We start from the raw sequence: 19,953 nt of genomic DNA, 5'->3' as shown, positions 1-19,953 counted from the left end.
CCGGCTACCGTCGCAGCATGCGTACCGTCATCGCAGGTGGCCACGGACAGATCGCGCTGCGCCTGGAGCGGCTGCTCGCCGAACGCGGCGACCGGCCCGCCGGGATCGTCCGCCGCCCCGAACACGCGCAGGACCTGCAGCGGATCGGCGCCGAAGCGCTGCTGCTCGACCTGGAGGCGACCACCCCCACCGAACTCGCCGCCCTGCTCGACGGCGCCGACGCGGTGGTCTTCGCCGCCGGCGCCGGCCCCGGCAGCGGCGCCGAACGCAAGCTCACCGTCGACCGCGACGCCGCCGTCCTGCTCGCGGACGCCGCCGAACTGGCCGGTGTACGCCGCTACCTGATGGTCTCCTCGATGGGCGCCGACGCCGCCGCCGCGTACCCCGCGGACCCGGTGTTCGAGACCTACCTGCGGGCCAAGGGCGCGGCCGACGACGCCGTCCGGGCCCAGGACGCGCTCGACTGGACGATCCTGCGGCCCGGCCGGCTCACCGACGGCCCCGGCACCGGCCGCGTCCGCCTGGCCGCCGCCACCGGCCGCGGCGACGTGGACCGCGCCGACGTGGCGGCCGTCCTCGCCGAGCTGCTCACCGCACCGGCCACGGCCGGCCTCACCCTGGAACTGACCGGCGGGGACACCCCGGTCGCCGAAGCCGTCGCCGCCCTCCACTGAGACCCGCAACGACGACGAAGGGGGCCCCTGGACGCCGTCGCGGCGGCGCCCAGGGGCCCCTTCGTCGTCAAGGAGCCGAGCTCCTCGCAGGTGCCGGGTCAGAGGTCCAGGCCGGTGAGCACCAGCACCTTCTCCTGGGTGTAGTCGTCCATCGCGTACCGGACGCCCTCACGGCCGACGCCGGAGTCCTTGACCCCGCCGTACGGCATCTGGTCGGCCCGGTACGAGGGGGCGTCGCCGATGATCACGCCGCCCACCTCCAGCTCGCGGTGCGCCCGGAAGGCGGTCTGCACGTCGTGCGTGAACACGCCCGCCTGCAGGCCGAAGAGCGAGTCGTTGACGGCCGCGAACGCCTCGTCGGTGCCGTCCACCTTCTGCAGCGACAGCACCGGGCCGAACACCTCGGCGGTGGCCAGGATCGCGTCCGAAGGCAGCTCGGCGAGCACCGTCGGAGCGTACGAGGCGCCCTCGCGGGTCCCGCCGGTGAGCAGCTTCGCGCCCTTGGCGACGGCGTCGTCCACCCAGGACTCCACCCGCCTGGCGGCGTTCTCGTCCACCAGCGGCCCCACCTCGGTGGCCTCGTCCTCCGGGTCGCCGGTGACCTGCGCCTGCACCTTGGCCACGACCTTCTCGACCAGCGCGTCGTAGACGGTCGCGTCCGCGATCACCCGCTGCACCGAGATGCAGGACTGGCCGCCCTGGTAGTTGGCGAAGGTCGCGATGCGCGAGGCCGCCCACTCCAGGTCGGCGTCCGAGGACCAGTCGGCCAGCACCACGGCGGCGGCGTTGCCGCCGAGCTCCAGGGTGACGTGCTTGCGCGGCACCGAGTCCATGATCTGGTAGCCGACCTTGTCCGAACCGGTGAACGAGATCACCGGCAGGCGCTTGTCCTGGACCAGCGCGGGCATCCGCTCGTTCGGCACCGGCAGCACGCTCCAGGCGCCGACGGGGAGGTCGGTCTCGGCCAGGATCTCACCGAGCACCAGGGCCGACAGCGGGGTCGCCGGGGCCGGCTTGAGGATGATCGGGGCGCCGACCGCGATCGCCGGGGCGACCTTGTGCGCGACCAGGTTCAGCGGGAAGTTGAACGGGGCGATACCCAGCACCACACCACGCGGGAAGCGACGCACCACCGCGAAGCGGCCGGTGCCGCCGGGGTCGGTGTCCAGTCGCATGGTCTCACCGTTGGTACGGCGGGCCTCCTCGGCCGCCCAGCGGAACACCGAGACGGCCCGGCCGACCTCGCCGCGGGCCCACTTGATCGGCTTGCCGTTCTCGGCGGTGATCAGCCGGGCGATCTCCTCGGAACGCTCGGCCAGCCGCTTGGCGACGTGGTCCAGGGCGGCGGTGCGCACGTGCGCGGGGGTCGCGGCGAACACCGGGAGCGCGGCCAGGGCGGCGGCCAGCGCCTCCTCGACCTGCGCCTCGGACGGCACCGCGACCTTGCCTACCAGGCGCCCGTCCCACGGGTTGCGCACCTCGAAGTCGCCGTCGCCGCTCGCCCGACGGCCGGCCAGCCAGAACTCATGGGTGGTGGTCACGGTGGTACCGGCCCTCTCCTCGTCGTCCACGCCCCACCGACGTGGAGCCTGAACCCCACGGTAGGCGGCCGCGCAACCGATCCGGATTGGCCACCGAGGAGCGCTCAGCGGCGCCCTTGCTCCATCCCGGACAGATGCCCGGGGGCGGCCGGCGGGGCGACCTTGTGCGCGACCACCCGTCACTCCTCGCCGGAGCGCAGCGCCAGCCACAGCTCCATCCGGACGTCGGTGTCGTCCAGCGAACGGCCCAGCAGTTCCTCCACCCGGCGCATCCGGTACCGCAGGGTGTGCCGGTGCACACCGAGGTCCGCCGCCGCCGCGTCCCACTGGCCGTGCCGCGACAGCCAGGCCCGGAGCGACCGCACCAGATCGCCACGCGCCGTACGGTCGTGCTCGCGCAGCGGCCGCAGCAGCCCCTCCGCGAAGGCCGTCACGGCCTCCTCGCCCAGCAGCGGCAGCAGCGACCCCGCGCCGACCTCCTCGTGGTCGACCGAGCGCCGCCCGCCGCGCAACGCCACCGCCAACGCCCGCTCGGCCTGCGCGAAGGCCGCCCCCGCCTCGTCCAGCGCGGCCGGCGCCGACACCCCCAGCGACACGCCCTCGTGCTCCTCGACCACCCCCAGGCACGCCCGGTGCACGGCCCCGTTGTCCAGCGCCAGCACCATCAGCCGCGAGCCCGAGTCGGCGTCCTCCCGCGCGACCAGCAGCCGCTCCCCCACCCGGCCGCCGGCCTGCTCCGCCCGCTCCGCCAGCTCGCCGAGCACCTCCGACGCGTCGGCCCCCTGGGCCGTCCCCGCCACCAGCACTCTTATCGTCCCCTCCGGCAGACCGCCGAACAGCCCGACCGCGACCTGCCGGGCGGTCGCCACCTCACCCGCCAGCACCATCCGCAGCAGGGCGGCGCCCATCCGCTCCTCCGCCTGACGCAGCTCGCGCGAACGCTCCAGGGTCAGCGTCAGCAGCGCAACCGCCGCGTTCAGCACATAGCGCTCGGTCGGCGTGATCCGGTCCTCGGTGCCCACCGCCAGGAAGCCCCGTGCCCGACGGTCCGCCCCCAGCGACTGGACCACCACGTAGTCCTCGTCCGCGGTGTCGATCCCCGGCGAGCGGCCCTGCAACGCGGCACTGGACGGCGCCGGGCGCCGGCGCAGCCGGTCCACCTCCGCGGCCAGCCGGCCGGCCCGGCGGGCCGCCCAGTCGGGAGCGACCACCGAGAGCGCGCCCGAACCGTCGTACAGCGCGGCCCAGCCGCCCAGCCGGGCCGCCAGCCGGCGCACCACGGCCGTCGTGCCGTCCTTGCCGAGCGCGGCCCGGGTCAGCTCCTCCTGGGCCTCGAAACTCGTGGTCACCGCCTCGTACTGCTCGGCGGCGATCGCCGCCGACACCACCTTGCTGATCGCGATGAACGGCGTCGGCTCCGGCACCCGCAGCAGCGGCAGACCCCGCTGCGCGGCCGCCTCCACCAGCGGCTTGGGCACCTCGGAGTGCGACAGCCCCACCCCGAGGCCGAGCCCGACCACCCCCGCGTCCGCCAGCCGGTGCACGTACGCCTGCAGCTGCGAGGCCGTCCGGCCGAGCTTGATACCGGTGGTGAGCAGCAGCTCACCGCCCTCCAGGAAGGGCGTGGGATCGTCCAGCTCACTGGTGTGCACCCAGCGGACCGGACGCTCCAGGTGATCCGCCCCGGCGATGACCGTCAGGTGGAGCGAGGTGTTGCGGACGACGGAGGCGAGTGTGGGAGGCATGGCACCTTCGGTGGGACGACCAGGCTGCGCCGTTGCGGCCGGGCGAGGAGGGAGTCGCTACCACTCATTATGGACGCCCCGGCCAACCCGCACTGCCGAATCCACCTCGACGGCGATACGGCCGGCCCCGACGCCCCCTGCCCCGGCGCGGTCGGAGGCCGGCCGGCGCGCCTCAGGCCCGGAGATCGATCAGCAGCGGGGGCACCTGCGCGCCGCTCACCGACGTCAGGGAGATCACCGCGTGCCCGGCGGGCAGCGCATGGGCGAGGTCCGAGGGCGACCAGCGCTGCCGCTCGACCTCGCGGGTCGTGACGCTCTCGGTCTGCGCCGTCGTCCCCGACAGCGCCTTGCGGCCGAGCCGCCCCGCGCGGCGCAGCATCCCGCCCGAGGTGTCCGGGGCGTGCGTGACCGCCGTCTCCCGCACCAGGTGGGTGCCCCAGGCCTCGGAGAACAACCGCCCGTCCCACGGCGCGATCCCGGGAAAGGCCATCCGGCAGCCGACCGCCCCGAACAGCGGGGCCCGCAACGCCTCCGGCAGATCGACCAGGGTCCGCAGCAGCAACACCGCACCGGCGTTCGTCCCGCGCATCCGCTGCAGCCCCCGGACCACGTTCGCGTCCAGCGCCGCCGACGCGTCGTCCACCACCAGGCCCGCGAACAGCGAACGGTCCTCCCGCGCCACCGCCGCCTGCACGAACTGGCCCACCACCAGGCGGTACAGCATCCGGGCGGCCTCCGGGTGGCTCAGCTCGGGCAGCTTCACCCGAACCCGCAACGGGTGGTCCAGCACCCGCATCGCGAACGGCGGCCGCCCCCCGCCGTCGGTGGCGAAACACCCCTCGAACGCCGGCCGGTCCAGCAGCCCGAGCCGGTCCGCGAGCAGCACCCCCGGGTCGTCCGCCCGGCCGCGCTGGCGGTCCCGGTGCTGCAACTCCCGCTCGTACCGCTCCAGCAGCCCGCCCGCCCGCAACTGCGCGGTCAGCGCGTCCACCGCCGCCGGCTCGCCCGCGAGCAGCTCACGCAGCTCACGCAGCCCCGGGTAGCGCCGGAACGCGGCATGGAACGGGCCGACCATCTGCTGCAACGCCGTCCGGGCGCTCTCCGCCCGCAGCACCAGCTCGTCCGGCAGCAGCGCGTCCGCGAGCCGGGCCGCCGCCTCGTCCGGGTCCTGCGCCGCGCCGTACAGGTCCAGCCCGTACACCGAGCCCGGATCGCCCGGCGCGATCACCACGTCGTACCAGGAGTCCGGACCGAGATCCGCGTCGGCGGCCCCGATCACCACCGCGCAGGCCGTCCCCGCCAGCGCCTGCAGACAGAGCGCCTCGGCCACCGGACGGGCCAGCCCCGACGTCTTCCCGGTGCCGGCCGGACCGACCGCCAGCAGCGAGGTGCCGAGCACCGCGGGATCCAGGGCGAAGCCCGAGCCGCGGTGCGCCGGCGGATTCTTCGGCACGTCCTGCGCCACCCCCAGCCGCACCTGACGGGTCAGCAGGTCGTGCCGCCCCGAACGCGCCGGCAGGTCCCGCAGCTCGGACGGATGCGCGCAGGCCGCCCCGCCCCGGGCCGCCACCTGCTCACCGAAGGCCGACAGGATCTCCGGGTCCTGCAGCACCACCTCCCAGGCCCGCCGGATCCGCACGTAGTCGACGTCCCCGACCATCTCCCGGTCCAGCCGCTGCGCGGCGGCGCCCGCCCCGGCGTGGCGCAGCTCCGCCCACGGGTCGACCGGGCCCGCCGGCTCGGCCCCGCCCTTGGCGGCGGCCGGCTCCTCCTGGGTCACCGTGCGGGAGAGAAGGGGTGTGGCGTACCGGCGCCAGACCTCGGGCCAGCGGCCCATCCGGCCGAAGAGTTTGATGGCTCCTGCCATGACTGCGGCGTTCGCCAGCAGGAGGACCAGTACCGCCTGCGAGGGTGACGGCTTGGCCAACGGTCCGATGCCGGTCTCGATACCGATCCGGACCAGCAGGTACACCAGGAGCTGGACGCCGTACACATAGGCGAACCACCCCACCACCGCGTTCAGCCCCGCCCGCAGCAGCAGCGGCCCCGCCGGCACCTTCGCCTGTTCGGCCCGCTCGGGGTCGATGGGGCGGTAGCCGTAGCGGTAGACGCCGGGGTCGGCCTCGGGGCGGGGTTCGGCGACCCAGGCGGCCAGGTCGAAGGACGGGGCGGGCGGTCGCGGCAGGCCGCGGGCCGCCTGCTGGGGCATGGGGGGCGTCACCGTGGTCCGCCGTCCGTGCCCGTGTGTGCCGTCCAGTCCCATTTACGGCCCCGCTCCCTCGCCCGCCCCGCAGGCCCGTTCAGGCCCATGCAGCCATACCCATGCCGCCGTACCGGTGACACGCCCGCGCTCAATGTAGTGGAGCGGGGCCTGCCGGTAGCGGCCGACGGCACGCTGGCCGCTCAGGACAAGTCGGACGGCCCAGTGGTACCGAGTGGCGCATGCCTGCGTGCGCGCGGCGGCCGTAGCCTGCGAAGACCGAGCCGATAAGTCTGGAGAACACCATGAGCGCCGCAACGCCGCTCCCGCAGGAGCGCCGCCTGGTCACCGCGATCCCCGGTCCGAAGTCGCAGGAGCTGCAGGCACGCAAGCTCGGCGCGGTGGCGGCCGGGGTCGGCACCACGCTGCCGGTGTACGTGTCCCGCGCCAACGGCGGCGTGCTGGAGGACGTGGACGGCAACTCGCTGATCGACTTCGGCTCCGGCATCGCCGTGACCAGCGTCGGCAACAGCGCCGAGGCCGTCGTGGCCAGGGCCACCGAGCAGCTCGCGGCCTTCACGCACACCTGTTTCATGGTGACCCCGTACGAGGGGTACGTGGAGGTGGCCGAGCAGCTCAACGAGCTGACCCCGGGTGACCACGAGAAGCGCACCGCGCTGTTCAACTCGGGCGCCGAGGCGGTGGAGAACGCGGTGAAGATCGCCCGCGTGTACACCAAGCGCACCGCCGTCGTGGTCTTCGACCACGGGTACCACGGCCGGACCAACCTCACCATGGGCCTGACGGCCAAGAACATGCCGTACAAGCAGGGCTTCGGGCCGTTCGCCCCGGAGATCTACCGCGTTCCGGTCGCCTACCCGTACCGCTGGCTGACCGGCTCGGAGAACTGCGCCGCCGAGGCCGCCGCGCAGGCGATCGACATGATCAACAAGCAGATCGGCGCGGAGAACGTCGCGGCGATCATCATCGAGCCGATCCAGGGCGAGGGCGGCTTCATCGAGCCGGCCAGGGGCTTCCTGCCGGCGATCGTCGAGTACGCGAAGGCGAACGGCATCGTCTTCGTCGCGGACGAGATCCAGACCGGCTTCTGCCGGACCGGCCAGTGGTTCGCCTGCGACGACGAGGGCATCGTCCCGGACCTCATCACCACCGCCAAGGGCATCGCCGGCGGCCTGCCGCTGGCCGCCGTGACCGGCCGCGCCGAGATCATGGACGCCACCCACGGCGGCGGCCTGGGCGGCACCTACGGCGGCAACCCGGTGGCCTGCGCCGGTGCGCTGGGTGCGATCGAGACCATGAAGTCGCAGGACCTCAACGGGAAGGCGCAGCGGATCGGCGAGATCATGCTGACCCGTCTGCGCGCCCTGCAGGAGAAGTTCGCGGGCTCGGACCGGGTGACCATCGGCGAGGTCCGCGGCCGCGGCGCGATGATCGCGGTCGAGCTGGTCAAGCCGGGCGGCAAGGAGCCGGCCGCCGAGATCACCGCGGCGATCGCGAAGGCCTGCCACGCCGAGGGCCTGGTCGTGCTGACCGCCGGCACCTACGGCAACGTGCTGCGCTTCCTGCCGCCGCTGGTGATGCCGGAGCACCTGCTCAACGAGGGCCTGGACATCATCGAGGGCGCCTTCTCGCGCGTCTGATCCCCGGCCGGGCCCTGCGCTCCGACCCACGCCGGCCCTGCCGCGTCCCGACGGCCCGGTCCCCCGCGGACCGGGCCGTCGCGCGTCCGCCGGGGGTGGTACTCCACCGGGTGAAGATGCTGTGGGGAATCGTGGGAGCCGCCCGCCCCGGCAAATCGGTTGACGTAGTGTCGTCACAGATGGACAGCGAGCCCCAGCCCTTGGCGGATCCGTCGACGAATCCTCCCCGCGGGGAGGTTGCGAGGACGGCCCGCGAAGGTGACCGGACCGCCCCGGTGAAGGCGGCGACAACCGAAGACCGATCGACCGACCGCCCGGCCCACACCCCCCGGGGCGTGCGGAGCGGCGATCAGCACGGCCGTCCCGGGGCTCTCCCCCCCGCTCCGGGGCGGCTTCTTCGTGCCCGGGCGGCCGATCCTCGCGTTCGCACCGCGCTGCTGGCCGGGCAGGCCGTGGTGCTGGGGCTGATCTCCTGGCAGGTGGCGGTGGACGGCCCGCTGCTGGGCCTGGACCGGTGGGCCCGGCAAGGCGTCCGGGAGCTGCGGCACGGTCTCTCCAGCCCCCTGATCGACCACCTCGGCGCCCTGCTGTCGGATCTCGGCGGTTCGGTCCCGGCGGTGCCGGTGCTGCTCGGCGGGGGTGCGCTGGCGGCCTGGCGGGCCCGGCGGGCGGGGGCCCGGCGCTGGTGGCTGCCGCTGCCGGCGGCGGTGCTGACGGCGGGTGCGATCCCGCTGCTGATCGTCCCGGCCAAGGCGTCGTTCGCCCGCCCGGGCCCGCTCGGGCTGCCGCTGACGCCGGAGCAGTGGGGCTGGTACCCGTCGGGGCACACGGCGACCGCGAGCGTGGCGTACGGGGCGGCGGCGCTGCTGCTGGGCCGTACGGTCGGGATCCGGCACCGCCGGCGGCTGTACGCCGGCGCCGGGTTGCTGTCGGCCGGGGTGGGGGTGGGGCTGGTCTGGAGCGACTACCACTGGCTGCTGGACGTGGTGGCCAGCTGGTGCCTGGCGGGGTTGGTGCTGCCGCTGGTGGCCCTGCTCTCGACGCGCCCGCGGCCCACGGCGCCGGGCGGGCAGGGGGGCGTGGGGCGCGGCGGACCCGTCGCACCCCGGGGCACTGACTCGCCGCACCTCGGGCACTGACCCGCCGCACCCCGGGCACTGACCCGCCGGCCGCCCCGGGCCCGCTCACGTCGGCGGTGGCCGGAGCCGGCGTCAGCCCTGCTCGTTCTCCGGGCCGGGCTCGTCGTTGCGGTGGACGAGGCCGGGCTCGCCGTTGTCGCGGTGCCACTCGACGACCAGTTCGTCGCGGGTGCCGAAGCGCACCAGGTGGCGGCCGACCACGTCCTCCAGCCCGGCCAGGTGGTCGGCCTCGCCCTCGACGGTGAGCAGCAGGGCGTCGGGCGCGGCCTCCAGGGTGCCGGTGCCGGCACCGAAGGTCAGGTCGCCTCGGCCGCTCTCCTCGGACCAGTGGGCCTCGATCCTGCGGCCGAGGTGGGCGGCGAGCTGCTTGGCGTAGCGGGCCGGGCGGTCGGTGGTGACGCGGGCAACGGATCGGGGCACGTTCACTCCAGGGATGACCGAGAGGGCACTTAGGGTACCCTCACTCATATGCAGAGTAGCGCACATAGTGAGCCTTACTCAACACCTTTGCGGCGGTGCTCCGACCGGCCGATACCCTGGGGCGAACCACTGCCGAGGAGACCCCGCCGATGACCACCACGCCGTCCGAGACCGCGGCCGAGCTCGCCGACGAGATGACCAGGGCGATCAAGCGGATCCGGCGGCAGACCATGGACCGGCTCGAACCCTTCGGCATCACCCCCGGCCAGGGCCGCGCCCTGCGCACCCTCGCCCACGCCCCCGGCTGCGAGAGCCCCGGCGAGACGATGCGGCTCGGCGACCTCGCCGACCGGCTGCACATCGCGCCCCGCTCGGCCACCACCGTGGTGGACGCCCTGGAGGAGGCCGGACTGGTCGAGCGGACCCCGGACCCGGCCGACCGGCGCGCCGTCCGGATCGTGCTGACGGCGGCCGGCTGGTCGGCGGTGGAGCGGATCGGGCAGGTCCGCCACGAGGTGGCCCAGGAGTACTTCGGCCCGGTCAGCCCGTCGGACCAGGACGCGCTGCTGCGGGCACTGCGGGTGGCCGACGCCGCCTACGGAGCGACCGCCAGGGAGCGGAGAACGACCCGGGACGCACCGCGGTGAGCCCGATGCCGGCGATCACCAGCAGGGCGGCGCAGCCCGCGGCCGCACTGACCGACTCGCCGAGCAGCAGCCAGGCCGAGGACATCCCGAAGACCGGGACCAGCAGCGAGTACGGCGCGACGGCGGTGGTGTCGTACCGGCGCAGAAGGTAGCTCCAGGCGACGAAGCCGAACAGGGTCGAGACCAGTCCGACGTACGCGATGGCCAGGATCCCGGCCGGCGTGATCCCGCGCAGCGCGCTCAGGTCGGCGGCCGGCCCCTCGACCAGCAGCGAGAGCCCGAGCAGCGGCAGCGGCGGGACGGCGCTGACCCAGACCATCCAGCGCAGGGCGTCCGGCGGGGCGGCCCGGCGGGTCAGCACGTTGGACAGTCCCCAGGCGACGGCCGCCGCGACCACCAGGACGAAGGCCCCGACCGGGCCGCCCGCCCCCTGGTCGACGGCGGCCACCCCGATGCCCGCCAGGGCGACGGCCAGGCCCACCAGCCGCTGCCGGGCCGGGCGCTCGCGCAGCAGCACGGCGGCGAAGAGCGCGGTGAAGACGGCCTGGCTCTGCAGCACCAGGGAGGAGAGGCCGGCCGGCATCCCGGCGTGCATGCCGAGGAAGAGCAGGCCGAACTTGACCACGCCGAGGACCAGGCCGACCGCGAGGATCCAGCGCCGGGCCACCCGCGGCGGGCCGACCAGGAAGATCGCCGGCACTGCGACGACGGCGAACCGCAGGGCGCAGAACAGCAGCGGCGGGAAGTTCTCCAGGCCGATGTGGATGAGGACGAAGTTGAGCCCCCAGACGGCCGCGACCAGGACGGCCAGGGCGATGTGACGTGGACTCATGGCGGTGCTCGATGCGGGCATGTCCCGAGCATGGCCGCCCGCCATCGTGTAGCACCAGCGATGATTTCTGAACCCCACGGTTTAGCATTGCTGCATGATGGATCTGGGACGCCTGCGGGCGCTGCACGCGGTGGCGGTGCACGGCTCGGTCGGCGGCGCGGCCGCCTCGCTCGGTTTCACGCCCTCGGCGGTATCGCAGCAGATCGCCAAGCTGGAGCGGGAGACCCGCACCGTCCTGCTGGAGCGTCAGGGACGGGGCGTGGTGCTGACCGACGCCGCGCGTGAGCTGGCCGCCACCGCCCAGCAGGTGCTGGCCCTGGTCGAGCGGGCCGAGGTGACCCTGGAGGAGCAGCGCGGCCGGGCGGTGGGCCGACTGCTGGTGGCCGCCTTCGCCACCGGCGCGCGCGGTCTGCTGCCGGGCGCGCTGGCCGACCTGCGCACCCGCTGCCCCGACCTGGACGTCCGGCTGCTGGAGACCGACCCGTACCCGGCGGCCGAGCTGGTGGCCCGGGGCGAGGTGGACCTGGCCCTGGTCCAGGACTGGCCGACCGTACCGCTGCCGGTGCAGGACGGGCTGTCCCGGCTGGACCTCGGCGAGGATCCGGTCGACCTGTTGCTGCAGGCGGAGCACCCGCTGGCGGAGCTGGCCGTGGTGCCGGTGGGCAGGCTCCCCGGGCAGCGCTGGATCAGCGTCCCGCCGGGCAACATCTGCCACGACTGGCTCGTCCGGACCCTGCGCGAGGCCGGCGAGGAGCCGGACGTGGTCTACCAGGTCGGCGAGTTCGAGACCCAGATCGCGCTGGTCGCGGCCGGACTCGGGGTGGGCCTGGTGCCGCGGCTCGGGCGCGGGGCGCTGCCGCCCGGGGTGGTCACCCGCCCGGTGGTCCCGGAGCCGAGCCGGCGGGTGTTCGCGCTCTGGCGCACCCAGGCCTCCCGCCGCCCGGCCATCACCGAGGCGCTGGCCGCGATGCAGGGGCGGTGGGCCGCCCTGGACTCCTGGCGTCCGCGCCCCGGGTGACTCCAGCTCCAGGGCGGACGGGTCTCGCGGCCGGCTCAGCTCGCCAGGCCGATCACCAGCCACATGAACGCCACCCCGGCCAGGGTGCAGAGCAGGGTGGTGCGCGAGGGGTGCGGACTGTGCGCCTCGGGGAGGATGTCCGAGGTCGCCAGGTAGAGCAGGAAGCCGGCGAAGAACCCCAGGTAGAGGCCGAGCAGCTGCTCGGGGATGGTGAACAGCAGCGTGATGGCGGCGCCCGTCACCGGCGCCAGCGCGTCGGCGCCCAGCAGGGTCAGCGCCCGGCGCCGGTTGTTCCCGTACAGGCGGGTGATCGTGTACGTGTTGAAGCCGTCGGCGAAGTCGTGGGCGACCACCGCGATCGCCACCACCGTGCCGACGGTGCTGCCCGCCTGGAACGCGGCGCCGATCGCGAAGCCGTCCATCAGGCTGTGCCCGACCAGGGCCCCGGCGGCGGTCAGTCCGATGCCCTGGGCCTGCGGGCCGTGGTGGGAGTGCCGGTGCCCGTGGGTGTGCTCGGCGTACTCGCCCTCGTGGCCGCGGTGGATGGCCACGGCGCGCTCGACGATGTGGATGACCAGGAATCCCACCGCGAACATCAGCAGGGCCTGCGGCACCCCGTGGATCTCGTCCGGGGCCGCCCGCATCGCCTCCGGCAGCAGGTCGAAGGCGACCACGCCGAGCATCAGCCCGGCGGCGAGGCCGAGGACGAGGTGACGGCGGTCCCCGGTGCGCTGCGCGACGTAGCCGCCGATCAGCGTCATCAAAAACGCGCCGGCGGCGACCAGGATCGCGGTCATCGAGGTGCCCTTCCCTCCCCCGGGCCCCGTCGGGCGCCGTCGCGCGGGCCGCTGCCCGGACCCGCCCCCAGCCTGCGTCCGGCGGCCCGGCCGCGCCCGCCGGACGGCCCGTCGGGGTGAGCCCGCCCCGACCCGGAGCGGTGGTCAGCCGTCGACCGCCTCCAGGTAGGCGGCCGTGAGCTGCGGGGAGCCCTGTGCGGCCCAGGAGCGGCCGAAGGCCGTGACGTCCATCTCCCGGCCGTCCGGCAGCACGATCACCGGGGTGCCGTCGGGCGCCAGTCGCCAGCGGGTCCCGGGGACGGTCCGGAAGACCACGGTGCCGAGGTAGAGGCCGGCGTCGTTGCCGAGCCACTCGGCGGCGTCGGGGGTGTCCCGCCAGGTGGGGAGCAACTGGTCGAGTGCGGTCAGGGAGGGCACGTCGTCCGCGAGCCGGAGCCCGGCGCCGTCGGCCAGCTCACGCAGCAGCTCACACTCGGACAGCAGTTCGGCCATCGAGTCCTGGTCCTGCTCGGGCGACGGTCCGGGGGCGGCCGCGCCGTGCCGGTCCCGCCACCTGTCGATGAATCCCATTCCCATCGGCCCAGCCTCCCGCTCGTGTCGTCCTCGCGCACCCCCGGCCGGGCGGCCGGCGGCCTCGCTCGCGCCCCGGTGGTCAGACCCCCGCGCCGAGCGGCAGCCCGAGGTGGGTGCGGGCCAGTTCACGGACCCCGTCGCCGTCGACCAGGTGGATGTGCTGGTGGCTCTCGTCCCCGGTCAGGTCCAGCGCGGCGTCGCTGAAGCGGCCGGTGGTGAGCCGCAGGCCCCGGTCGGCGGCCTCCTCGCGGACGGCGTCCGCGAGGGTCCGGATCTCCTCCTCGGCCACCGGGGCCGCGGCCCGGGAGGCCCACACCACCCAGCGGCCGGGCAACGCGCTGCCGGCCTCGCCCTCGCCGGTGGCGACCAGCCCGGCCGGGCCGCGCAGCCGGACGCTCCAGCCGTCCAGGCCACCCCGGGTGAGCAGCTCCCGGACCAGCTCGGCGAACTCGTTGGCGGACAGGTCGGCGGCGGACGGGACGGTCGCCCCGGCCGCCGCGGCCGGCTCGACGCCCGCGCGGGCGTACGGGTCGGGGGTCACGGCCGCGCCGAGCTGGCGCAGCCGCACCAGCGCCTCGTCCCGTTCGGCGTCCGCGTAGACGCCGTCCCCGTCCTGTTCCTCCTCGTAGGGGGCTCCGGCGGGGAGCAGCCGGGTACGGGCCAGGGCGTCGCGGTCCGCGTCCACGCTCACCAGGCAGACCGCCTCCGGTGAGCCCGGCTCGCGCAGCCAGCCGTTGAGCACCACGCCGGCGAGTATCTCGTCGGTGTCGACGGCGTCGGCCGCCTGCAGCGCCCGCAGGGCGAGGCGGGCGACCAGGCGCAGGTAGTCGGTGGCCCGGTCGGCCGCCGGGCGCGGCACCGGCTCGATCTCGCCGTCGGGGGTCAGCCGGTAGCCGGTGAGCGAGGGGACGAGGTCCAGCGGCGGGAGGTCGAGGTCGAGGACGGCGGTGGAGGTGAGCGGGCGGAAGACGGCCCGGCAGGGCGCCGGGAGGTCCTGGGTGGCGGTCTCGGAGGCGGCCAGGGCCCGCTCGATCAGCGACTCCACGGCGGCCGGCTCGGCCAGCCGGTAGGCCCGGCGGCACTCCTCAAGGCTGTCGTTGTACTCACGGACGGCCCGCGCCCGGGCCTGTTCGCCCTCCGCGTGGGCCCGCCGGGACTCCGCCTCGCCGGAGTTGGCCGCCTCGGCCTGCCGGGTCCGCCATTCGCGCAGGGCCCGCTGGTGGGTGAGCCGGGCCTGGGCCAGCTCCCGCTGGTAGCCGGAGTCCAGCAGGCGGCGGGACGGCCCCTCGTCGGGGTCGGCGTCGGCCGCCCGCGCCGGGACGTAGTCCTCCCAGCGCGGCTCGGCGCCCGTCCCTTCGGGCCCCGCCTCCCCGGCCGGGTAGGGGCGCGGCTCGTAGGTGCGCAGCTGGCTCTCGAAGTCCATCGGCGAGACCGGCAGCGCGGCCCGCCGCAGCAGGTCGGCGAGCCGGTCGTGCTCGGCCCGGACGGTGAGGGTGCGGTGGTGGGTCAGCGCGGCGGCGCGGCCGTGCGCGGCGACGGCCTCGTCCCCGTCCTCGTCCGGGCGGTCGGCCCGACGGCCGCCGGCGGCGGGCGGGCCGGACTCCCCCGGCCCGGGCGCGGCGCCCAGGTCGCGGAAGACCGAGGCCAGGAAACCGGGCTGGAGGGCCGTGGTGGTGGCGTCGGCACCGCCCGCCGGGAGGTCCTCGGCCACGGCGGGCCCGTCCGGTGAGTAACGGCCGTCAGGTGTGTACTGCATCGGCGGTCGTTCCCCCATGCTCGTCCGGCGTCTCCCCGGGGCGGACCGCGGCCCCGAGGCCGGCCCCTGCCGGACATTGTCCACCGTCCGGACGCCGCCGGTCAGCCAAGCCTCTCAGTTGGTACGGGTGTTGGTCAGGTGCAGCCCGATGTAGCCCACGTAGATCCGGCCACTGCCTGAGCAGTCGTCCAGGTAGTGCAGCCGGGGCGCCGTCCGGCCGCCGCCGATCCGCAGGTGCGCGCCCATGAACGCGCGCCGGGAGGTGTCGACGCACTCGGGTACCGGCAGCATCCGTTCGCGCTTCCACTTGGTGTGGCTGAACACCGTTTGGGACTCGCCGCGGACCGCCTTGCGCGGCGGGAAGTGGTGGCAGCCGTCCGGGGTGTGCTCGCACCACTGCTTGAAGTCGCCGCCGGCCTCGCCCCGGACCGCGGCCACCGCGTACTCCTGAAGTGCCGTCAGGCCCTCCCAGGTCAGCCGGGCCCAGCCGGCGCAGGTGCCGAGGCCGTCCAGGGCGAGGGCCGGCTTCTGGTCGCCGGTGAAGCTCAGCAGCGGGAACTCGGGCAGTCGGTCCATCAGTTCGGCGAAGCTGGCGGGGGTCTCGTCGGCCCGGCCCGGGTCGTCCCCGACCGGCTTGGCCTGGCCCGGCGCGGCGCCCGGGCAGATTCGACCGGCCAGCACCCTGACCTGCGCGCCGACGTGCCGCAGCGCCGTGTACTGCTCCTCGGCCTCGGTCCGCAGGTGGTGCTCGCGCCGCCGGGAGTGCCGCAGGCTGTGCCGCACCCGCTCCAGCTCGTCCGCCCTGGCCTGCTGCTCCTGGCTGTCCTGCTCGTGCTCGTGGGTCAGTTGCTCATGGGTCAGTTGCGCATGGGTCGGTTGCTCATGGGTCGGTTGCTCCCGGATCGGCCGATCATGGACCGGATGTCCGTAGGCCGCCTGCTCGTGGCCCGGCCGGGCCGCCGGGCCGGGCTCGGGACGCCGCGCGGCGGGCGGCACCCGCAGCACCGGGACGGCTGCCAGCGGGGCCGGGAGCGGGAGTTCGGCGGCCAGCCGGCGCGGCTCGCGGGCCAGCAGGCCGGCGGCCCGGCGCAGGTCCTCCTCTATCCGGTGGCGCGGCATGACCGGATGCCGCGCCCCGTCGTAGCGGGAGGCCGGATCGACCTCCGGCAGGTAGGTGCGGACCGCGCCGCCGTACACCGAGTGGTACTCCAGGGCGACGTTGAACCCGGTACGGGCGCCCGGGTCGAGGACGTAGAGCGTGGCGAGCCCGGGCAGCTGATGGCAGAGCGGGCGGACCGTCCCGGTGAGCCATTCGTCCAGCCCCAGGTTGGCCGGGACGCTGGCGACCACGGTGGGCAGCCGACGCTCGGGGTCGCAGAGTTCGTCGATCAGGGCGTCCACCTCGGCCGCCGTGACCACCCGGGGGTTGTGGTGCACCGTGGCGGGGCCGTCGCTGGCGTCCAGCAGCGGCAGGAGGGTGCGGGCGAGTTCCGGTACCGGGACCTTGCTGGGGGTCCGTACGCCGGGGCCGGCGGCCTGGTGCTCGGCCTCCAGCCGGACCCAGGTCGGGCCGCCGGGGTCGGTCGCGAGGGTGAGGGTGAGCTGGTGGGTGCCGTGCGGGGCCGGGGTGCGCAGCCGGCGGCGGGTGTAGCGGCCCGGGGTGCCGGTGGCGGCGCGCAGCGGGCCGTCGTCCCGGTCCAACAGGATCCGGTCGCCGAGGCGTAGTCGCTCGGCCGGGGCCTCGGGGCTGCCGGGCGCGGGGCCGGCCGGCGGGGGCTCGTCGCAGCCCTCCTGTTTCAGCCAGGCGCCGAGCCGCTGGTCGGCCAGGGCGACCGCGTCGGAGTGCGTCAGCGCGGTGGTGACGGTCATCCGGTAGGGCGTCGCGGGGCTCCGGGGGCCGGGCAGATCGGGCTGGGCCGGCGACGGGGAGCGGTCTGAGGTCATGCGCGGTACCTCCCGTGGTGCGGTGGTGGGGTGTGTCGTCCTCCATAGGGGTCCCCCCGCCCGAGAGACGGGGGAGGTCGGTCGTCCGGTTCGGCCGGATCCTTGTAGGTGAAAACGCGGTGACCCGGAGTGGAAGTTCCAGCGTCGGGCCACGTCAATCCGTTCGAGTGAAACTTCTACGTCCTGGCCCCGGCCGCGGCCCCGATGGCCCCGTCTTCGGGGGATCGGCGGTTCGGCGGCGGCAGCGGGCCCACGACGGGCCGGCGGCTCAGGCCTTTGCGGGGCCCACCGCGGGCCGGTGGCCGCGGGTGACCGGTCGGTGGCTCCACTCGGGGGCGGCCACGGCGACGGCGGTCGGGCACCCGTCCGGTATGTCGTAGGTCGCCACCAGCACCACCGGCTGCTCGCCGTGGTTGCGTCCGACGTGCACGTGCACCGGGCCGGGCAGCTCGACCAGCCGGTCGCCCGCCTCGCTGACCTCGACCCGGCCGTCGTGCAGAGTGCGGGTGAGGGTGCCCGAGAGGACCACCACGTCGACCCGGCCGGGGTGGTAGTGCCAGCCGGTGCTGGCCCCCGGCGCGAGGGTGATGGTCTGGACGACGGGCATCGCTGTTCGGCTCCACTCGCGGGTCGGCTACCGCCCCAGGCTAGGCAGCCCGTCCGGCACTCGAAACCGCCCGGACGTTCTCTGTCCGAAAGCTCGTCCGACTGTCGTCCTCTGTCCGAAAAGAGGCGTTCGGCGATCACCCCGGGCCGGACCGGCGCCCCCTTCCGACCACCGCTTCCGGCCACCGCGGGCCCGCGGCCGGCGGCGACGGCTCCCGGGGCGGGGACTCAGACCGGGGCGGGGACTCAGACCGGAACCTCGACAAAGGTCCGCCCGGCGTCGACCGCGACCGCCGTGCCCGCCGTCGCCTCGGCCAGCCAGGCGTGGAAGGCGGTCACCTCCGGCTCGGGCACCCCGACCTCGATCCGCACCCCGGCCGCCTGGTAGGCCAGGTCGCTGACTGCGTACCCCGCCGCCCGGAGGTCGTTCTCCACCCGACCGGCCCTGGTGTGGTCGGCGGTCACCGCGAGCAGCGCGACCGGCCGCCGCTCGACCAGGCCGATCTCGTCCACCGCCTCCGACACGGCGCCGCCGTACGCCCGCACCAGGCCGCCGGCGCCGAGCTTGATCCCGCCGAAGTACCTGGTCACCACAGCGACCGTGTCGGTCAGCCCGCGCCGGCGCAGCACCTCCAGCATCGGTACCCCGGCCGTCCCGCCGGGCTCGCCGTCGTCGCTGGAGCGCTCCCGGCGCTGCTCGTCGCCGACCACGAAGGCGGTGCAGTTGTGCCGGGCGTCCCAGTACTGCTTGCGGATGCCCGCGATGAAGGCCTGCGCCTCGTCCTCGTCGGCGACCCGGGCGAGGTGGCAGATGAACCGGGACTTCTTGATCTCGATCTCGTGGCTGCCGCCGCGCCGGATCGTCAGGTACGGCCTGCGGGTCGGCTCCGGCATGGTGCGGCGGGTCTCCAGGAAACGGGAAAGGCTGACGGGACGCCCGGTGCGGGCGGTCCTGTCAGCCTAACCGCGTGGCCGGGCCGGTCGGCCGGCCCGGGCGGGTGTCGTGCGCGCCGGTCAGCGACCGGCGAGGGCGTCGAGCTGCTTGCGGTCCAGGCCGGTCAGCCGGGTGACCTCGGCCGGGTCCACGGCGCCGCAGTCCAGGCCGCGCAGCAGGTAGCCGCTGAGCGCCTTGGCGGTGGCCGGCTCGTCCATCACGTCGCCGCCGGCCTTGGCCACGTAGGCCGTGAGCCGGGCCGCGGCGGCCGCCAGGCCCTCGCGGTAGAAGCTGTAGACGGCCACGTACCGGGTCGGCAGGTGGGCCGGGTGCATGTCCCACCCCTGGTAGTAGGCGCGGGCCAGCGAGCGGCGGACCAGGTCGTGGTGCAGCTTCCAGGCCGCGTGCACCTGCTCGGTCGGCCCGGTCGGGACGACGTTGGTGGAGCCGTCGGAGAGCCGGACGCCCGTCCCGGCGGCGGCCACCTGCATGACGGCCTTGGCGTGGTCCGCCACCGGGTGGTCCATGCTCTGGTACGCGGCGCTGACCCCGCAGGAGGCGCTGTAGTCGAAGGTGCCGTAGTGCAGGCCGGTGGCCCGCCCCTCGGCGGCCTCGATCATGCGGGCCACGGTCGCCCGGCCGTCGGCGCCGAGGATCGCCTGGGTGGTCTCGATCTGGATCTCGAAGCCGATCCGGCCGGCCGGCAGTCCGGCCCGCCGCTCGAAGTCCTCCAGCAGCCGGACCAGCGCGGTGACCTGCTCGGCGTAGGTCACCTTGGGCAGGGTCAGGACCAGGCCCTCGGGCAGGCCGCCGCCGGCGATCAGGGTGCCGAGGAAGAGCTCCAGGGTGCGGATGCCGCGGTCGCGGACGGCCGCCTCCATGCACTTGATCCGGATGCCGATGTACGGCGGCGCGCTGCCGTCGGCCACGGCCGCGGTGATCAGTTCGGCGGTGCGGACGGCGGCGGCGTCCTCCTCGGCGTCCGGGCGCGGCCCGTAGCCGTCCTCGAAGTCGATCCGGAGGTCCTCGACGGGCTCGCGCTCCAGCTTGGCCCGGACCCGGGCGTGCACGTCGGCCAGCAGCTCGTCGTCCGGCACGCCGAGCGCGCGGGCCAGTTCGGCGGGGCTGCCGGCGTGGGTGTCGAAGGCCTCCAGGGCCTGGCGGCCCCAGCTGCTCACGGTGTCGGCGGCGAAGACGTCGGCCGGCACGTAGACGGTGTGGACCGGCTGGCGGGTGCCGGAGTCGCCGGGGTAGCGGCGGGCCAGCTCGGCGTCGACCGGCGCGAGCAGCGCGTCCACGGCGGTCCGGGCGGCGCTGGAGAACGAGGCCCCGCTCCCCGGCTTGCTACCGTCCACCTCGACCTGCGACATCCGTACTCCTCCACGCCGAACCAGCACTTCAACAGTTTGTTGATGTGAAGGTAGCTCCGGCGGCGCCGGGCAGTCAATGGCCGCCCGAGCGGCGGA

General features: G+C 75.1%; 17 protein-coding genes. 5 read left to right on the top strand and 12 right to left on the bottom strand.

From position 1 onward, the window contains the following. Positions 1 to 17 precede the first annotated feature (17 nt). Positions 18 to 674 (top strand): NAD(P)H-binding protein, encoded by a 657-nt coding sequence (locus tag OG689_RS26745; protein WP_266323415.1) that lies wholly within the window; start codon positions 18 to 20, stop codon positions 672 to 674. Between the two features lie 98 nt (positions 675 to 772). Here the strand turns inward: OG689_RS26745 and OG689_RS26740 are convergent, their stop codons facing one another. The 3 genes from OG689_RS26740 to OG689_RS26730 all read right to left on the bottom strand — a co-directional run bounded on the left by OG689_RS26740 (position 773) and on the right by OG689_RS26730 (position 6,169). After that, positions 773 to 2,215, bottom strand: coding sequence for an aldehyde dehydrogenase family protein (locus OG689_RS26740; RefSeq protein ID WP_266323414.1), 1,443 nt, complete (start codon positions 2,213 to 2,215; stop codon positions 773 to 775). A gap of 179 nt (positions 2,216 to 2,394) precedes the next feature. After that, positions 2,395 to 3,960: a PucR family transcriptional regulator gene (locus OG689_RS26735; RefSeq protein WP_266323413.1), complete on the bottom strand. Its 1,566-nt coding sequence runs from the start codon at positions 3,958 to 3,960 to the stop codon at positions 2,395 to 2,397. A 172-nt stretch (positions 3,961 to 4,132) separates the two neighbouring features. Beyond that, positions 4,133 to 6,169, bottom strand: a complete 2,037-nt coding sequence (locus OG689_RS26730; RefSeq protein WP_266323412.1) for an ATP-binding protein — start codon at positions 6,167 to 6,169, stop codon at positions 4,133 to 4,135. Positions 6,170 to 6,465: 296 nt separating this feature from the next. Here OG689_RS26730 and gabT point away from each other — a divergent pair, with 296 nt between their 5' ends. Together gabT and OG689_RS26720 are read left to right on the top strand one after the other, a co-directional pair. Next, complete coding sequence (gene gabT, locus OG689_RS26725) at positions 6,466 to 7,821, top strand: 4-aminobutyrate--2-oxoglutarate transaminase (RefSeq protein WP_266323411.1); 1,356 nt, start codon at positions 6,466 to 6,468, stop codon at positions 7,819 to 7,821. A 452-nt stretch (positions 7,822 to 8,273) separates the two neighbouring features. Next, positions 8,274 to 8,960: a phosphatase PAP2 family protein gene (locus tag OG689_RS26720; RefSeq protein WP_266323410.1), complete on the top strand. Its 687-nt coding sequence runs from the start codon at positions 8,274 to 8,276 to the stop codon at positions 8,958 to 8,960. Between the two features lie 72 nt (positions 8,961 to 9,032). Here OG689_RS26720 and OG689_RS26715 read toward each other — a convergent pair whose 3' ends face one another. Continuing rightward, a complete protein-coding gene (locus tag OG689_RS26715; RefSeq protein ID WP_266323409.1) occupies positions 9,033 to 9,380 on the bottom strand; it encodes a DUF2218 domain-containing protein in 348 nt (115 codons plus the stop codon). A 149-nt stretch (positions 9,381 to 9,529) separates the two neighbouring features. On the opposite strand from OG689_RS26715, the gene OG689_RS26710 reads away from it, so the two are divergent. Continuing rightward, complete coding sequence (locus OG689_RS26710) at positions 9,530 to 10,027, top strand: MarR family transcriptional regulator (RefSeq protein ID WP_266323408.1); 498 nt, start codon at positions 9,530 to 9,532, stop codon at positions 10,025 to 10,027. Here the strand turns inward: OG689_RS26710 and OG689_RS26705 are convergent. Further along, complete coding sequence (locus OG689_RS26705) at positions 9,921 to 10,859, bottom strand: EamA family transporter (RefSeq protein ID WP_266327453.1); 939 nt, start codon at positions 10,857 to 10,859, stop codon at positions 9,921 to 9,923. The two genes, OG689_RS26710 and OG689_RS26705, sit on opposite strands and share 107 nt — an antisense overlap. Positions 10,860 to 10,953: 94 nt before the next feature. On the opposite strand from OG689_RS26705, the gene OG689_RS26700 reads away from it, so the two are divergent. Further along, complete coding sequence (locus OG689_RS26700) at positions 10,954 to 11,877, top strand: LysR family transcriptional regulator (protein ID WP_266323407.1); 924 nt, start codon at positions 10,954 to 10,956, stop codon at positions 11,875 to 11,877. Between the two features lie 35 nt (positions 11,878 to 11,912). Here OG689_RS26700 and OG689_RS26695 read toward each other — a convergent pair whose 3' ends face one another. From OG689_RS26695 to OG689_RS26665, 7 genes are all read right to left on the bottom strand, one after another. Beyond that, positions 11,913 to 12,674 (bottom strand): ZIP family metal transporter, encoded by a 762-nt coding sequence (locus OG689_RS26695; RefSeq protein ID WP_190213660.1) that lies wholly within the window; start codon positions 12,672 to 12,674, stop codon positions 11,913 to 11,915. Positions 12,675 to 12,818: 144 nt separating this feature from the next. After that, a complete protein-coding gene (locus OG689_RS26690; protein ID WP_266323406.1) occupies positions 12,819 to 13,250 on the bottom strand; it encodes a DUF6278 family protein in 432 nt (143 codons plus the stop codon). A 76-nt stretch (positions 13,251 to 13,326) separates the two neighbouring features. Further along, positions 13,327 to 15,003, bottom strand: coding sequence for a restriction endonuclease (locus OG689_RS26685; RefSeq protein WP_266323405.1), 1,677 nt, complete (start codon positions 15,001 to 15,003; stop codon positions 13,327 to 13,329). 114 nt (positions 15,004 to 15,117) lie between these two features. Beyond that, complete coding sequence (locus OG689_RS26680) at positions 15,118 to 16,947, bottom strand: hypothetical protein (RefSeq protein ID WP_266323404.1); 1,830 nt, start codon at positions 16,945 to 16,947, stop codon at positions 15,118 to 15,120. Between the two features lie 268 nt (positions 16,948 to 17,215). After that, complete coding sequence (locus tag OG689_RS26675) at positions 17,216 to 17,554, bottom strand: cupin domain-containing protein (protein WP_266323402.1); 339 nt, start codon at positions 17,552 to 17,554, stop codon at positions 17,216 to 17,218. Between the two features lie 245 nt (positions 17,555 to 17,799). Next, positions 17,800 to 18,447, bottom strand: a complete 648-nt coding sequence (locus tag OG689_RS26670) for a YigZ family protein (protein ID WP_266323401.1) — start codon at positions 18,445 to 18,447, stop codon at positions 17,800 to 17,802. Positions 18,448 to 18,567: 120 nt separating this feature from the next. Next, positions 18,568 to 19,857 carry an aldolase/citrate lyase family protein gene (locus OG689_RS26665; protein ID WP_266323400.1) on the bottom strand — a complete coding sequence of 430 codons (1,290 nt, stop codon included), beginning with the start codon at positions 19,855 to 19,857 and terminating at the stop codon, positions 18,568 to 18,570. Between the last annotated feature and the right edge of the window lie 96 nt (positions 19,858 to 19,953).

The organism is Kitasatospora sp. NBC_00240 (genome assembly GCF_026342405.1).
GTDB lineage: Bacteria > Actinomycetota > Actinomycetes > Streptomycetales > Streptomycetaceae > Kitasatospora.
The sequence above is the reverse complement of the archived record's forward strand: the minus strand, read 5'-3'. Positions and strand labels throughout refer to the sequence as shown.